Source organism: Pseudomonas sp. SMN5, assembly GCF_052041925.1.
In the GTDB taxonomy this organism is placed as follows: domain Bacteria; phylum Pseudomonadota; class Gammaproteobacteria; order Pseudomonadales; family Pseudomonadaceae; genus Aquipseudomonas.
On the sequence record NZ_JBKGGX010000043.1, the window covers coordinates 1 to 15,812 of the forward strand.

At 62.1% G+C, this 15,812-nt stretch carries 14 protein-coding genes; 6 read left to right on the plus strand and 8 right to left on the minus strand.

Going from position 1 to position 15,812, the window contains the following annotated elements:
• Positions 1-804 precede the first annotated feature (804 nt).
• Positions 805-1,086: a fructose-bisphosphate aldolase gene (locus tag ACLEJR_RS26115; protein WP_440817543.1), complete on the plus strand. Its 282-nt coding sequence runs from the start codon at positions 805-807 to the stop codon at positions 1,084-1,086.
• Between the two features lie 835 nt (positions 1,087-1,921).
• On the opposite strand, the gene fba is transcribed toward ACLEJR_RS26115, so the two are convergent.
• The 6 genes from fba to tkt form a co-directional block, all read right to left on the minus strand.
• The gene (fba, locus tag ACLEJR_RS26120; protein ID WP_003177554.1) at positions 1,922-2,986 is read right to left on the minus strand and encodes a class II fructose-bisphosphate aldolase; all 1,065 of its coding nucleotides are present in this window, start codon (positions 2,984-2,986) and stop codon (positions 1,922-1,924) included.
• Between the two features lie 249 nt (positions 2,987-3,235).
• Complete coding sequence (locus tag ACLEJR_RS26125; RefSeq protein WP_440796199.1) at positions 3,236-3,568, minus strand: MliC family protein; 333 nt, start codon at positions 3,566-3,568, stop codon at positions 3,236-3,238.
• A gap of 57 nt (positions 3,569-3,625) precedes the next feature.
• On the minus strand, positions 3,626-3,850 hold the full coding sequence (locus ACLEJR_RS26130; RefSeq protein ID WP_440817545.1) for a hypothetical protein: 225 nt from the start codon (positions 3,848-3,850) through the stop codon (positions 3,626-3,628).
• A 31-nt stretch (positions 3,851-3,881) separates the two neighbouring features.
• Entirely contained in the window at positions 3,882-5,045 is a 1,164-nt protein-coding gene (locus ACLEJR_RS26135) for a phosphoglycerate kinase (RefSeq protein WP_440817547.1), read from the minus strand.
• Positions 5,046-5,069: 24 nt separating this feature from the next.
• Positions 5,070-6,140, minus strand: coding sequence for an erythrose-4-phosphate dehydrogenase (gene epd / locus ACLEJR_RS26140; protein WP_440796193.1), 1,071 nt, complete (start codon positions 6,138-6,140; stop codon positions 5,070-5,072).
• Positions 6,141-6,288: 148 nt separating this feature from the next.
• Complete coding sequence (tkt, locus tag ACLEJR_RS26145) at positions 6,289-8,286, minus strand: transketolase (RefSeq protein WP_440817549.1); 1,998 nt, start codon at positions 8,284-8,286, stop codon at positions 6,289-6,291.
• Between the two features lie 272 nt (positions 8,287-8,558).
• On the opposite strand from tkt, the gene ACLEJR_RS26150 reads away from it, so the two are divergent.
• Both ACLEJR_RS26150 and metK read left to right on the plus strand, forming a co-directional pair.
• Positions 8,559-9,554, plus strand: coding sequence for an ArsR/SmtB family transcription factor (locus tag ACLEJR_RS26150; protein WP_440817551.1), 996 nt, complete (start codon positions 8,559-8,561; stop codon positions 9,552-9,554).
• A 19-nt stretch (positions 9,555-9,573) separates the two neighbouring features.
• Complete coding sequence (gene metK, locus ACLEJR_RS26155; RefSeq protein ID WP_440817553.1) at positions 9,574-10,764, plus strand: methionine adenosyltransferase; 1,191 nt, start codon at positions 9,574-9,576, stop codon at positions 10,762-10,764.
• Positions 10,765-10,975: 211 nt separating this feature from the next.
• Here the strand turns inward: metK and ACLEJR_RS26160 are convergent, their stop codons facing one another.
• On the minus strand, positions 10,976-11,596 hold the full coding sequence (locus ACLEJR_RS26160) for a LysE family translocator (protein ID WP_440817555.1): 621 nt from the start codon (positions 11,594-11,596) through the stop codon (positions 10,976-10,978).
• Between the two features lie 206 nt (positions 11,597-11,802).
• Here ACLEJR_RS26160 and ligB point away from each other — a divergent pair, with 206 nt between their 5' ends.
• Together ligB and ACLEJR_RS26170 are read left to right on the plus strand one after the other, a co-directional pair.
• Positions 11,803-13,476, plus strand: coding sequence for an NAD-dependent DNA ligase LigB (gene ligB, locus ACLEJR_RS26165; RefSeq protein ID WP_440817557.1), 1,674 nt, complete (start codon positions 11,803-11,805; stop codon positions 13,474-13,476).
• An 88-nt stretch (positions 13,477-13,564) separates the two neighbouring features.
• Complete coding sequence (locus tag ACLEJR_RS26170) at positions 13,565-13,960, plus strand: DUF1090 domain-containing protein (protein ID WP_440798118.1); 396 nt, start codon at positions 13,565-13,567, stop codon at positions 13,958-13,960.
• A gap of 73 nt (positions 13,961-14,033) precedes the next feature.
• Here the strand turns inward: ACLEJR_RS26170 and ACLEJR_RS26175 are convergent, their stop codons facing one another.
• Positions 14,034-14,483 (minus strand): c-type cytochrome, encoded by a 450-nt coding sequence (locus tag ACLEJR_RS26175; RefSeq protein ID WP_440817559.1) that lies wholly within the window; start codon positions 14,481-14,483, stop codon positions 14,034-14,036.
• Between the two features lie 127 nt (positions 14,484-14,610).
• Between ACLEJR_RS26175 and mltA the strand changes: the two genes are divergently transcribed.
• A complete protein-coding gene (mltA, locus tag ACLEJR_RS26180) occupies positions 14,611-15,807 on the plus strand; it encodes a murein transglycosylase A (protein ID WP_440817561.1) in 1,197 nt (398 codons plus the stop codon).
• Positions 15,808-15,812 lie beyond the last annotated feature (5 nt).

The window sequence follows — 15,812 nt, forward strand, 5'->3', positions numbered from 1 at the left end:
CCAGGCTCGGTGTGCCCTCACTCCGGCATTGCTCCGTGGGCCCGCCGCGATGGGCATCCATGACCCAGCGCGGCTAACCCGGCATCCATGCCGGGATGCCCACTACGCAATGCCTGCGTTCGGCCCTTGTGGTTGATGGGGCGCCCAGATCAAAAGCAAAAGCAAAAAGCAGAGCGAGGCGGCCTGAAGGCCTACCTGTTCTTGCGGGTGTACCCGATCCCATTGTGGGAGCGAGCCTGCTCGCGATGGCGGCCTGACAACCGACCAATCTCTCTCGGTTGCATCCCGATCAACCACAGCATCTGGCAATCCTCCAGGCGCAGCGACAGCAAATACCGCGCACCTGCCCTTCTGAAAATCTCGTAGGAAAACGCCCCCCGTGGCGAGGGAGCTTGCTCCCGCTGGGCTGCGAAGCGGCCCCTTCTTTTTGTCAGACCCGCCCGATGCCCGATGTTTACGGGGGCTGTGCCCCCGAGCGGGAGCAAGCTCCCTCGCCACAGAGGTTGCGTACGTCCTACAGCTCGGTTGTTGGGTCAAAAATCCGCTCTGGATCCGCTCTATAGTTAGGGCCGTCGCTGGCTTTGGTCAGGGACGGGGTTTCGCAGCCCGAGTGAGTTAGAATCACGACCGTCAAAAAACAACATAGGCGAACTTGCCTAGGTTCGACGTTTATGGCGGCTCTGTGTGGGAGATCTTCGGGTCTGCCGAGTTCCTAACTCCTCGGTCTGCGAACCCGCACACAGCTGCCACCTCTTCGTTTCGCAGCGAACGGTGGCCATTTAACTTTTGAGTTAGGACTTGATCATGACAGAACAATCTGTAAGCCGTTTTACGCCTCTTACTCCAATTGCCACCACCCATCCCATCCTCTTCATCGACCGCACAGCCCCACTCCCCGAACTCCACGCTTGCGTCAGCGAACGCCTGCACGCCACCCTCGACTACCTGAGCCTCATGGCCTGCATGACGCTGCGCGACTCAAGTGCCAACGACATCAACACCCTCACCAACATTGCCCGGATCATGGTGCAGGACGTCGCGGATGTCTTCGGAGTGATCGAACAACGCGGACTCGAAGAAGAATAAAGCCCCTTATGGAGCGAGCCTGCTCGCGATGCGCCGGTTCAGCGACATGGATGTGGCTGACACGGCGCTATCAGGCCGTATATGCGTTTCGCCGGTAACGACTACTTGACGTTCAGCCATGACAGCGGCGCGCCTTTGACGAACCGAAATCTGGCTCAGGCAAAAGAGGGCAAAATGCTTTTGCCGCCATGACTCACTCTCATGGGTTACAAACCAGTTCACGCACATAGGTAACAGTTAACCGGCCAGGTGGATCTCGCGAGGGATCCGGCATCCCTATCCGGGCATCTGAAAAAGCGTGTACACCCAGAAGACTCGCAGTATCGTTGAAGTCTTTCGCGAGCAGGCTCGCTCCCACAGTTGGATTGGGAAGGACCGCAGCAGTAAGGTCGACTGTTAGGCCGCCTTCGCGGGCAAGCCCGCTCCCACAATTGGATCGAGGTACAACCGCAAGCGCCAGATAGGCTGTCAGGCCGCCTCGCTTTTGCTTTGCTTTGGCTTTTGATCTTAGGCGCCCCGTTAACCACGAAGGCCGAACGCAGGCATTGCGTAGTGGGCAACCCGGCATGGATGCCGGGTTAGCCGCGCAGGGCCATGGATGGCCCATCGCGGCGGGCCCACGGAGCAATGCCGGAGTGAGGGAACACCAAGCCTTGGCGAGGTGCCTAGTGGTGGGGCAAAGCCTTTTTTGCTTACTTTTTTTGGCGTCTGAAAAAAAGTGAGTCGCCGTAAGGGCGAAACCGCCAGCCGCCGTCACTGCAAAAACGGATATACACACAAATCCCCCGCCCATAAAAAAACCCGCAAAAAATGCGGGTTTCTCTATAGCAGCAGATCAGTTGACCTTAGCGTTCAACTCACCCTTCAAATACCGCTGATACATAGCCTCCAAAGAAATCGGCTTGATCTTCGAAGCATTCCCCGCAGTCCCAAACGCCTCATAACGCGCAATACACACATCACGCATCGCAGTCACGGTGGCGCCAAAGAACTTACGCGGATCGAACTCGCTAGGATTGGTCGCCATCAAACGACGCATGGCACCCGTAGAGGCCAGACGCAGGTCAGTATCGATGTTGACCTTGCGCACGCCGTACTTGATGCCTTCGACGATTTCCTCGACCGGCACGCCGTAGGTTTCCTTGATGTCGCCACCGTACTGGTTGATGATCGCCAGCCACTCTTGCGGCACCGAGGACGAGCCGTGCATCACCAGGTGGGTGTTGGGGATGCGCTTGTGGATTTCCTTGATGCGATCGATCGCCAGTACGTCACCGGTCGGCGGCTTGGTGAACTTGTAGGCGCCGTGGCTGGTGCCGATGGCGATGGCCAGGGCGTCGACCTGAGTCTTCTTGACGAAGTCCGCAGCTTCTTCCGGGTCGGTCAGCATCTGGCTGTGGTCCAGCACGCCTTCAGCGCCAATGCCGTCTTCTTCACCGGCCATGCCGGTCTCCAACGAACCCAGGCAACCCAGCTCGCCTTCTACCGAAACGCCGCAGGCGTGGGCCATGGCAACGGTTTGCTGGGTGACGCGCACGTTGTATTCGTAGTCGGTCGGGGTCTTGCCGTCTTCACCGAGGGAGCCGTCCATCATCACCGAGCTGAAGCCCAGTTGGATCGAGCGCTGGCAGACGTCCGGGCTGGTGCCGTGGTCCTGGTGCATGCACACCGGGATGTGCGGGAATTCTTCGATCGCCGCCAGGATCAGGTGACGCAGGAACGGCGCACCGGCGTATTTGCGGGCACCGGCCGAGGCCTGGACGATCACCGGAGAGTCAGTCTTGTCAGCGGCTTCCATGATGGCGCGCATCTGCTCAAGGTTGTTGACGTTAAAGGCTGGAACGCCGTAGCCGAACTCGGCTGCGTGGTCCAGCATCTGACGCATGCTGATAAGTGCCATTGTGTGTCTCTCTCCCGGTCGAGGGTCGTTAATCGTGCCAGCCTGCCGGAGCGGCGGCGGCTATTCAAGTCATTGCTAGTCGGGGGTTGGCCCCGGCTGCGAATTCGGTACCACTTGGTCTTTCAATCTCCACCGGCCCCTGTGGGAGCGAGCCTGCTCGCGATAGCGTCGGATCATTCAGAACAGATGTGAACTGATCCACCGCCATCGCGAGCAGGCTCGCTCCCACAGGAGGCCGTGGCATTTCAATTACTGCGCCTTACAGCCACGCCCGATCAAGTCATTGGTGGCGACCCAATACACCAGGCCTTCCTCACCCTGCACGTGCAGTGCCAGCATGTCGTCGCTGTACAGCGCGCCCGCTGCGCCCGGCTCCTGTTTCAGGTGGTAGACCTGATCGGCGCCGCCCAGGCGCACATCAACTTCCTGGTGGGCGGTATCGGTGTAGCGCCAGAGCACCTTGGCCTCGCTGTCACAGGTCCAGCTCGTCCAGCTTTCAACCGGCTCGGACGAGTGCAAAAAATCCAGCTGCGCACAGCCACCCAGCACTGCCAACGCCGCAACGGCGACCAAGCCTTTCATCCGTTTTCCTCGACGAACGGCACACGCCGCCCGCCTTGAGTTAAAGAGTCAGACCCGTCAAGGACAACCATGTTCCTTGGCCAGGGTTTGCGTCTCGTATTTGTCCAGGCCGTCCGGCCCCGAACGCTTGTTCAGCACCGGGTTGGTCTCGGCCTGCCAGTCGGCCTGGTAACAGCCTTCCTCGGGTGTCGGCGTCCCGGTTTCCGGGGCCGTGGCTGGCGGGCTGCTCGAACAGCCCGCCAACATTGCCACCGCCAACAGCACCGTAAACGTCTTGACCATCAGAACACTCCTTTGCCCGGTCAACGGAGCCTCAGGCCTTGGCCCGGCTTTCCAGGACTTCCACAGCCGGCAGAACCTTGCCCTCGACGAATTCGAGGAACGCGCCGCCACCGGTAGAAATGTAGGAGATCTGCTCGGCCACGCCATATTTGTCGATGGCCGCCAGGGTATCGCCGCCGCCAGCGATGGAAAACGCAGCGCTGTCGGCGATGGCTTGGGCCAGTACCTTGGTGCCGTTGCCGAACTGATCGAATTCGAACACGCCCACCGGACCGTTCCACAGGATCGTCTGGGACGCTTTCAACAGTTCGGCGAAGTTGGCCGCGGTTTGCGGGCCGATGTCCAGGATCATGTCGTCTTCGGCGACGTCGGCAATGGCCTTGACGGTGGCGGCGGCGCTTTCGGCGAATTCCTTGGCCACCACCACATCCACTGGCAACGGCACGCTGACCTTGGCAGCGATTTCACGAGCGGTGTCCAGCAGATCCGGCTCGTACAGGGATTTGCCAACCGGATGACCGGCCGCGGCCAGGAAGGTGTTGGCGATGCCGCCACCGACGATCAGTTGATTGCAGACCTGGCTCAGGCTGTTGAGCACGTCGAGCTTGGTGGACACCTTGGAGCCGGCAACGATGGCGGCCATTGGCTGGGCCGGGGAGCCCAGGGCCTTGCCCAGCGCATCCAGTTCGGCGGCCAGCAGCGGGCCGGCGGCGGCGACTTTGGCGAACTTCGCCACGCCATGGGTCGAACCCTCGGCGCGGTGGGCGGTGCCGAACGCGTCCATCACGAACACGTCGCACAGGGCCGCGTACTGCTGGGCCAGCTCGTCGGCGTTCTTTTTCTCGCCGTTGTTGAAGCGCACGTTTTCGAACAGCACGACATCGCCGGCCTTCACGTCGACGCCGCCCAGGTACTCAGCCACCAACGGCACTTCGCGGCCCAGGGCTTTGCTCAGGTAGTCGGCCACCGGCTTGAGGCTGTTTTCGGCCGAGAATTCGCCTTCGGTCGGACGCCCCAGGTGGGAGCAGATCATCACGGCCGCGCCTTTTTCCAGGGCCAGCTTGATGGTCGGCAGCGAAGCCAGGATACGCGCGTCGCTGGTGACGACACCGTCCTTGACGGGGACGTTGAGGTCTTCGCGGATCAGTACGCGCTTACCTTGCAGATCGAGGTCGGACATCTTCAACACGGTCATGGGTCGCAATTCCTGGATAACTGTTTAGAGAGCAGGTGGATTGGAAGCAGAAAGCGCAGCCGCTGTTTGCAGGTAATGCTCGGCAACGTCCAGCATTCGGTTGGCAAAACCCCATTCGTTGTCGAACCAGGCCAGGATGTTCACAAGCCGTGGCCCGGAAACACGGGTCTGGCTGGCATCGACAATGGCCGAATGTGGGTCATGGTTAAAATCACAACTGGCATGGGGCAACTCGGTGTAGGCCAGAAGGCCTTTGAGCGGGCCGTTGGTGGCGGCTTCGCGCAGGATCCGGTTGACCTCGGTGGCGTCGGTATCGCTCACGGTCTGCATCGTCATATCGAGGCAGGACACGTTCACCGTCGGCACCCGCACGGCTTTGGCCTGAATTCGCCCGGCAAGTTCCGGGAGCAGCCGTTCGATGCCACGCGCCAGACCAGTGGACACTGGAATCACCGACTGGAACGCCGAACGGGTGCGGCGCAAGTCTTCATGGTGATAGGCGTCGATCACCGGCTGGTCGTTCATCGCCGAGTGAATCGTGGTGATGGACACGTATTCCAGGCCAATGGCCTGGTCCAGCAGGCGCAACAGCGGCACACCACAGTTGGTGGTGCAGGACGCGTTGGACACCAGCAGCTCGGCGCCGGTCAGGCAATCCTGGTTCACGCCGTAGACGATGGTCGCGTCGACATCCGCTTCGCTGGCCATCGGCTGGGAGAACAGGACCCGGGGCGCTCCGGCCGCCAGGAAACGCTGGCCGTCTTCGCGAGTGTGGTAGGCGCCGGAACATTCGAGCACCAGATCGACGTCCAGGGACGCCCAGTCGATGCCTTCGGGCGTGGCACTGCGCAGCACTTTCACGCAGTCGCCATTGATATGCAGACAGTCGCCCTCGACCCGCACTTCACCGGGAAACCGGCCGTGGGTGGAGTCAAAGCGTGTCAGGTATTCGATACTGGCCATGTCGGCCAGGTCGTTGATCGCCACAATCTCGAACCCGGCCTTAGCCCCCCGCTCAAACAGCGCCCGCAGGACGCAACGACCAATCCGGCCGTAGCCGTTGAGTGCAACTTTGTAGGGACGTGGTGGGGGCATGGGGGTCTCTGGCCAGGGTGAGTCCATTGAGGCAGCGTCGCCTGGACCAACGCTATCGCGAGCAGGCTCGCTCCCACAGGGGTCGGTAGCGATCCTTTTGGGAGCGAGCCTGCTCGCGATGACGTCAGCCCGGGCGACGCAACTTCGATCAGTCTTCCAGCAACTCTTCAGCCTGACCCAGGATATTTTCCAGGGTGAAGCCGAACTCCTCGAACAGCGCCGACGCAGGCGCCGATTCGCCGTAGGTGGTCATGCCGATCACGCGGCCTTCCAGGCCCACGTACTTGTACCAGTAGTCGGCGTGAGCGGCTTCGATGGCGATCCGGGCGCTGACCTGCAAGGGCAATACGGTCTGCTTGTAGCCGGCGTCCTGGGCGTCGAACACGCTGGTGCACGGCATGGAAACCACACGCACGTTGCGGCCCTGCGCGGTCAGCTTGTCGTAGGCCTGCACGGCCAGGCCGACTTCCGAACCGGTGGCGATCAGGATCAACTCAGGCTCGCCGATGCAGTCCTTGAGCACGTAGCCGCCACGGCTGATGTCGCCGATCTGCTCGGCGCTGCGCTCCTGGTGCTGCAGGTTCTGGCGCGAGAAGATCAACGCCGATGGGCCGTCGTTGCGCTCGATCGCATACTTCCAGGCCACTGCCGATTCCACGGCATCGCATGGGCGCCAGGTGTCCAGGTTCGGCGTGCAACGCAGGCTCGCCAGTTGCTCGATCGGCTGGTGAGTCGGGCCGTCTTCGCCCAGGCCGATGGAGTCGTGGGTAAACACGTAGAGCACGCGTTTTTTCATCAGGGCCGACATGCGCACGGCGTTGCGGGCATATTCCATGAACATCAGGAACGTCGCGCCGTAAGGCACCAGGCCGCCATGCAGCGCCACGCCGTTCATGATCGCGCTCATGCCGAACTCGCGAACGCCGTAGTACATGTAGTTGCCGCTGGCGTCTTCTGCGCTCACGCCCTTGCAACCTTTCCACAAAGTCAGGTTGGAACCGGCCAGGTCGGCCGAGCCGCCCAGCAGTTCCGGCAGCAGCGGGCCGAACGCGTTCAAAGTGTTCTGGCTGGCCTTGCGGCTGGCGATGGTTTCGCCCTTGGCCGCGACTTCGGTGATGTACGCCGAGGCTTTTTCAGCGAAATCGGCCGGCAGCTCACCACTGAGGCGACGTACCAGCTCGTTGGCCTGCTCGGGGAATTTGGCCGAGTAGGCTGCGAAACGCTGGTCCCAGTCGGCTTCGAGCGCACGACCTTTTTCCTTGGCGTCCCATTCGGCGTAGATGTCGGCCGGGATTTCGAACGGGCCGTGGTTCCACTTCAAGGCCGCGCGGGTCAGGGCGATTTCCTCGGCGCCCAGTGGCGCGCCGTGGCAGTCTTCCTTGCCTTGCTTGTTCGGCGAACCGAAACCGATGGTGGTCTTGCAGCAGATCAGGGTCGGCTGGGCGCTTTTGCGAGCGGTCTCGATGGCGGTCTTGATCTCTTCCGGATCGTGGCCGTCAACGTTGCGGATCACCAGCCAGTTATAGGCCTCGAACCGCTTGGGCGTGTCGTCGGTGAACCAGCCTTCGACTTCACCGTCGATGGAGATGCCGTTGTCGTCATAGAACGCGATCAGCTTGTTCAGGCCCAGGGTGCCGGCCAGAGAAGCCACTTCGTGGGAAATACCTTCCATCATGCAGCCATCACCCAGGAACACGTAGGTGTGGTGGTCGACGATGTCATGGCCTGGACGGTTGAACTGCGCCGCCAGGACTTTTTCCGCGAGGGCAAAGCCCACGGCATTGGCCAGGCCCTGGCCCAGTGGGCCGGTGGTGGTTTCCACGCCCGGGGTGTAGCCGTATTCCGGGTGGCCCGGGGTGCGGCTGTGCAACTGGCGGAAGTTCTTCAGGTCATCGATCGACAGGTCGTAGCCGGTCAGGTGCAGCAGCGAGTAGATCAACATCGAGCCGTGGCCGTTGGACAGCACGAAGCGGTCACGGTCAGCGAACGAGGGGTTGCTCGGGCTGTGCTTGAGGTAATCGCGCCAAAGCACCTCGGCGATATCCGCCATACCCATCGGGGCACCGGGGTGGCCGCTGTTGGCTTTCTGCACGGCATCCATGCTGAGGGCACGAATGGCATTGGCTCGCTCACGACGGCTGGGCATCGCTGATCTCCTGCGGGAATTGAATCGAGAATGAATAAAACGAAACTGAAAAAAGGCGAGCATTTTCCCTCAGCCACCCGCCCCGGGGCAATGACAGATAGTCATCCTTGGGCGTTTTTCCGGCTGATAAGGGTGCATTCGCCAGGTGAAACCTTTCCGCTGATGGCTTGTAGAGTCAAGCACAGGATGGGAAGTGCCATTTATCCACCAATATCAAAACATTTTGATATTGACCTTGCGATGAGTTGCCCCCCTCTCTAGACTGCCGAACTATGAATTTGCACGCGCCTTCCATTCGCCATGACGATTGCGACGAGCTGGCGGCCCTTTGCAAGGCCGGCGGCGATCCGTTGCGCCTGAATGTTTTGCGCGCCTTGGCCAACGACTCGTTCGGCGTGCTGGAGCTGGCGCAGATTTTCGATATCGGTCAGTCCGGAATGAGCCACCATCTCAAGGTCCTGGCCCAGGCCGACCTGGTGGCGACCCGCCGCGAAGGCAATGCAATCTTCTACCGTCGCGCCCTGCCCCACACCGAGCTGTTGGGCGGAAAGCTGCATGCCGCGCTGCTCGAAGAAGTGGACGCGTTGCAACTTCCGACTGATGTGCAGGCGCGTATCGCCCAGGTCCACCGGCAGCGGGCCGCCGCCAGTCAGGATTTTTTCGCCCGGGTGGCCGAGAAGTTTCGCGCCCAGCAGGACCTGATCGCCGGCTTGCCGCAATACCGTGAAAGCATCCTGGCCCTGCTCGACAAGCTCAGCTTCGAGCGGACGGCCACGGCAATCGAAGTCGGCCCCGGTGACGGGGCTTTTCTGCCGGAGCTGGCGCGGCGTTTCAGCCAGGTGACGGCGCTGGACAACAGCCCGGCCATGCTCGAACTGGCGCGTCAGGTCTGTGAGCGGGAAACACTGTCTAACGTTCGCCTGCAACTGGCCGATGCCTTGAACGGCGTGAGCCTGCAGGCTGACTGCGTTGTATTGAACATGGTGCTGCACCATTTCGCCGCGCCGGCCGATGCCCTCAGGCACTTGGCCGAGCTGCTGAAACCGGGCGGCAGCCTGCTGGTGACAGAGTTATGCAGCCACAATCAGAGCTGGGCCAGGGAGGCCTGCGGAGATCTCTGGCTGGGGTTTGAACAGGACGACCTGGCCCGTTGGGCCACCGCTGCGGGCCTCGTGCCCGGGGAAAGCCTTTATGTAGGCTTACGCAATGGTTTCCAGATCCAGGTTCGCCACTTTCAGCGGCCCACTGGCGACACTCACCAACGGTAACTTGTAGGAAAACATCGAGATGAGCGAATACTCCCTTTTCACCTCCGAGTCCGTGTCTGAAGGGCATCCGGACAAAATCGCCGACCAGATTTCTGACGCGGTGCTGGACGCCATCATTGCTGAAGACAAGTTCGCCCGCGTGGCGTGCGAGACTCTGGTGAAAACGGGCGTGGCGATCATCGCCGGCGAAGTCACCACCTCGGCCTGGGTCGACCTTGAACAGATCGTCCGTGACGTGATCCTGGGTATCGGCTACAACAGTTCCGACGTCGGCTTCGACGGCGCCACCTGCGGCGTGATGAACATCATCGGCAAGCAATCGGTGGACATCGCCCAAGGCGTTGACCGCAGCAAGCCGGAAGACCAGGGCGCCGGCGACCAGGGCCTGATGTTCGGCTACGCCAGCAACGAAACCGACGTATTGATGCCGGCCCCGATCACCTTTTCCCACCAGTTGGTCCAGCGTCAGGCCGAAGCCCGCAAATCCGGCCTGCTGCCGTGGCTGCGTCCGGACGCCAAGTCCCAGGTCACCTGCCGTTATGAAAATGGCAAGGTAGTGGGTATCGACGCCATCGTGCTGTCGACCCAGCACAACCCTGAAGTGTCCTACAAGGACCTGCGCGAAGGCGTGATGGAGCTGATCGTCAAGCATGTCCTGCCTGCCGAGCTGCTGTCCAAGGACACCCAGTTCCACATCAACCCGACCGGCAACTTCATCATCGGTGGTCCGGTCGGCGACTGCGGCCTGACCGGTCGCAAGATCATCGTCGACAGCTACGGCGGCATGGCCCGTCATGGCGGCGGCGCGTTCTCCGGCAAGGATCCGTCGAAGGTCGACCGTTCGGCCGCCTACGCCGGTCGCTACGTGGCCAAGAACATCGTGGCCGCCGGCCTGGCCGAGCGTTGCGAGATCCAGGTTTCCTACGCCATCGGCGTCGCCCAGCCTACGTCGATCTCGCTGAACACCTTCGGCACCGGCAAGATCGGCGACGACAAGATCATTCAGCTGGTACGTGAAGTGTTCGACCTGCGCCCATACGCCATCACCACCATGCTCGACCTGCTGCACCCGATGTACCAGGAGACCGCAGCCTACGGCCACTTCGGCCGCACGCCGCAAACCAAGACGGTCGATGGCGACACCTTCACCACCTTCACCTGGGAAAAAACCGACCGCGCCGACGCCCTGCGCGCCGCAGCCGGCCTGTAATACCCGCCTTCAGAAAAGCCCCTGCCGACCGCGTCGCCAGGGGCTTTTTCATGCCAAACATAACCCTGTGGCGAGGGAGCTTGCTCCCGCTGGGTTGCGCAGCAACCCCAATAGAGCGCGCCGCAGATCCAATATCCCTGAAAGTTACATCGGGGGGCGCTTCGCGCCCCAGCGGGAGCAAGCTCCCTCGCCACAGGAGCTTGCATCGGACTCAAGACCGGCGAGCCACCAACAAAAACGAAGCCGCACTCGCCAGCAACCCAGCACACATCCGATTGAACAAGCGCTTGCCACTCGGTCGGGCAAACAACCGCCGTGCGTGGATTCCCATGTAGCAGTACAACGCAATGGCGATGCACTCAAGCGCCAGGAACAACCCACCGAGTACCGCAAACTGCTGCGTGACGACGCCCGCACGGTCGACGAACTGCGGCAGGAAGGCCGTGAACAACAGGATTGCTTTGGGATTGCCGATCGCCACCAGAAACTCCTGGCGTGCCAGGCTGCCCATGTTCGCCGTCGCGACCGCGGCGGCGCCCTCCGACTCGGGCGTGGCCCGCCACAACTGCACGGCCAGATAAAACAGATAACCCGCCCCGACGAGCTTGATTCCCAGGAACAGCAGCTCCGAGGTATGCAGCACCGCCGTCAGGCCCACAGCCGCCAGGGCGATCATGATTGCGAAGGCCACCAGTCGACCGATACCGCCGCCGCTAGCCCGCACGAAGCCATAACGCGAGGCGTTGCTGATGGATAGCAGGTTATTCGGCCCCGGCGCCATGTTCAGCGCAAAGCAGGCCGGAATGAAAACAGCGAGTGTCGTCAGGTCCATCGGGCAGATTCCAGGCAGGGACGAATCGAAGCATCATTCTGCGCCAGGCAATGAGGCGTTCAAGGCACAGTTGCACGGCTAATTCGCCTCGCACTGTACCGCCGCGACGGCGCCATCATCGCCGGCAAAATCCGGAAACGCTCCGGTCGCGCAGCTTCGGCGACAGTGGCTAGCCTTCAAGGACACCCGCCGCAAGGATGCCTTTGATGCCAGCGTTGTCGTTCTTATTTGCCTGTCTTTTGTTCATCTGCCCGCCCGCCATCGCGACACCCTGCCCCGACTGGCCCGCTGAGCGCGCCGAGGCACAAATCGCTGCCCTGCAACAGCAGGTCGATACCTGGGACGACAGTTATCACCGTCTCGGTCGATCGCTGGTGGCCGATGAACTGTACGACCAGTCCCGCACCCAACTGAGCCGGTGGCGTGACTGCTTCAACCTGCCGGCGTCAGTCGACCCGCTGCGTACGGCTCGCGGGAAAATTCCACACCCGGTAGCTCATACGGGGCTGGAAAAGCTCAAGGATGCCAACGCCGTCGAGGCCTGGCTGCGCGACCGGCAAGACGTCTGGGCCCAGCCGAAAATCGATGGCGTGGCGGTCAGCCTGGTTTACCGCGAGGGACACCTGCATCAAGCCATCAGCCGTGGCGACGGCGTCCACGGCCACGATTGGACCCAGGCTGCGCTGCTGATCGACGCCATTCCCCAACGACTGCGCCGCCCCATGGATCTGCGCATCCAAGGCGAGTTGTATTGGCGCCTGAGCGAGCATGTGCAAGCCAGCAGTGGCGGCCTCAACGCCCGAGGAACCGTGGCAGGGCTGATGGCGCGACATAACCTGACGGCGCAAGAGGCGGCAGGCATCGGCCTGTTTGTATGGGATTGGCCTGAAGGGCCGGACACCCTGGCCGAGCGGATGACGGCGCTGAGTGAGCTGGGTTTCGCGGATGCGCTCAACTACAACCAACCCATCCAGAACCTCGCCGATGCCGAGCGCTGGCGTGACCATTGGTACAGGACGCCGCTGCCATTCGCCAGCGACGGGATCGTCCTGCGCCAGAGCCGCCGCCCACCCGCCGATCGTTGGCAGGCCCGAGCGCCATTCTGGAGCGTGGCCTGGAAATATCCCTACGCCCAGGCTCTGGCAGAGGTGCGCAAGGTGCAATTCAAGATCGGACGTACCGGACGAATCACCCCGGTACTGGAGCTTGAACCGGTCATGCTCGACGACCGGCGCATCCGCCGGGTAAGCGTCAGTTCCCTCGAACGCTGGGAAGAAATGGACATCCGCCCCGGCGACCGGGTCGCCATCAGTCTGGCCGGGTTGACCATCCCGCGCCTCGACAGTGTCGTGTTGCGCAACACCGTGCGACAGGACATCCGCGTCCCGAGGCAGGCCGACCACCACCCGTTGAGTTGCTGGCAACCGACACCGGGCTGCGAAAGCCAGTTTCTGGCCCGCCTGAGCTGGCTCAGCGGCAAGCACGGCCTCGCCCTGCCCCACGTCGGCCCAGGCACCTGGGAAAAGCTCCTGGCCGCCGGGCGAATCGACGGGTTGCTGGATTGGTTGACCCTCGATGCCGCCGAGCTTGCTACCATTGCCGGCTTTGGCGAACACAGTAGCGCCCGCCTGCTCACCAGCCTGCAAGCCGCCCGAGAGCGTCCATTTGCGCAATGGCTCAAGGCGCTGGGTCTGCCGCCTGTCGGCGAGGCCCGTCTGGAGGGGCCGTGGCAGGTGCTGGCTGGGCGCGATGCCGAACAATGGCAAGCCGAAGCCGGCATCGGGGCGGGGCGTGCGGCGCAACTGAGCGCTTTTTTTCGCGACCCGCAGGTGTTGGCCTTGAGTCAGGTATTACGCACCGTTGGGGTCGATGGTTTTTAATCCAGACCCGAGCGGTTGAACCCAAGGGGCCAGAATGCGCTCCAACAGCGCATCTGAACCGACCGCTCGCGATACTTACGGAGTTGCTATGAATTTCCTGTCACCCGTTGCCCTGCTGGTCATCTGCAGCGTCATGGCCGCCCCTTTGCTGGCGGATGAGCAAACCCCTGAGCTCACCGGCTGCGCGGCCAAGCGCCAAGGCATCATCAATCAGATCGAGCTGGCCAAGTCCCGCGGCAACCCGGATCAGCAAGCGGGCCTGGAGACCGCGCTGAACGAGGTCACCACCCACTGCACCGACGCATCCTTGCGCAAAGAGCGTGAAAACAAAGTGCTCGAAGCCAAGCATGAGGTCAGTCGGCGCCAGGCCGACCTGGAAAAAGCCATGAAGAAAGGCGACGCCGAGCGGATCAACAAACGCAAGGACAAGCTGGCGACCTCCCGCAAGGAGCTGCAGGAAGCGGTGGATGAATTGGATAAATAAGCAGCAAGCGGCAAGCTCAAGGCCCACCCTTGCCGCTTGCCGCTTGCCGCTGGAAACTTGCAGCTGCTTTTATTCAATGATCGCGAAATTCCTTATGGCAGGCGCTGCACGCGTCTTCGACCTTTTGCACCGCCGGCCCCAGGTTGCTGGCTTGGTAGGGTTGGATCCGGCTGGCGACCACCAGCTCTCCAGTGGCCATTTCAAGGTTGCGGGCCAGTTCCTGGAAACGCGCCTGTTTCTGCCAGACGTCATCCCGGGCGCTGGTATGGTCCTGCTCGCGCACCTGGGGAAAATGCTTCCACGGTTCGTGGGACAGTTGATCGAGTTGTACCGCGCCCTCGGCGAACCGCGCACCGTCGAACGGAACACGGCCACGCATCATGCCGCCCAGCTCTTCGCCGGTCTTGAGCATCTGCTTGAAAATTGCCTTGCGCTGCCCCAGGGGCGAATTGGGATCGACGCCGCCACAGGCGGATAACATCAGGCAGGCCAGCACGGCCACGGAAAATCGTTTTACAAACATCTTGGCCTCGGGACAGGAAACGACGGCTAGTATCCTCGGGTCATTGGCAAAGACCAATGACCCTCTCAACAATACGGGTTGTTCGAGCAGCTGATAAAGCGCTCGGAGGACTGCAAGGAAAATCTTCATGAACAGCCGCTTCAAAACCTGGCACAAAGGCCTGGCACTGACCCTACCGCTGCTCGTGCTACTGGCAGGTTGCAATCGTGGCGAACAGGTCGAAGCGCCCAAAGAGCCCAAGACCCATGCCCTGGCGACCTACGTCAGCGCGCCATGGGAGGCCCTGCCGGCGGTATCCGATGAAGACCTGCTGGCCGGTTTCGGCTCCTGGCGCAGCGCCTGTAACCGGCTCAAGGCCGACCCGAACTGGGGCCCGACCTGCGCTGCTGCGGCGAATGTGCCGCAGACGGCCCGGGACGTACGCGCCTTCCTGAAACAGAACCTCGACGTCTATGGGCTGCGCTCGGCGGATAACAGCCCCAACGGCCTGATCACCGGCTACTACGAACCGGTCTACCCCGGCAGCCTGACCCGGACTGCCACTGCGAATATCCCGGTGTACGGGGTGCCGGAGGACATGATCATCGTGTCGCTGGACAGCATTTATCCCGAGCTCAAGGGCAAGCGCCTGCGTGGCCGGCTCGAAGGCCGGGTGCTCAAGCCGTACGACGATGCCGCCACCATCGAAACCAAGGGTGTGAAAGCACCGGTCATTGCCTGGCTGACCGATCCGATGAATCTGCAGTTCTTGCAGATCCAGGGCTCGGGCCGCATCCGCCTCGATGACGGCCGCCAGCTCCGCATCGCCTATGCCGACCAGAACGGCCACCCCTACCGGCCCATCGGTCGCTGGCTGGTCGAACAAGGGCAACTTGCGAAGGAAGACGTGACCATGGGCACCATCAGTGCCTGGGCCAAGGCCAACCCGAACCGGATACCCGAGTTGCTGGGCAGCAACCCCAGCTACGTGTTTTTCAACCGTAACCCTGACAGTAACGAAGGCCCGCGAGGTTCGCTGAACGTGCCACTGACCGCCGGCTACAGCGTGGCGGTGGATCGCAAGGTGATTCCGCTGGGCAGCCTGCTGTGGCTGTCCACGACCCGCCCCGACGGCAGCGCCGTGAACCGGCCCGTCGCCGCCCAGGACACCGGCGGCGCAATCACCGGTGAAGTGCGTGCGGATCTGTTCTGGGGCACCGGCGAGGAGGCAGGACAACTGGCCGGGGACATGAAGCAGCAGGGACAGATCTGGATGCTCTGGCCCAAAGGCATGGCACTGCCACAAGTGCCGCAGGTGGCGAATGCGGTGACAGCCAACCGCTAGAATCG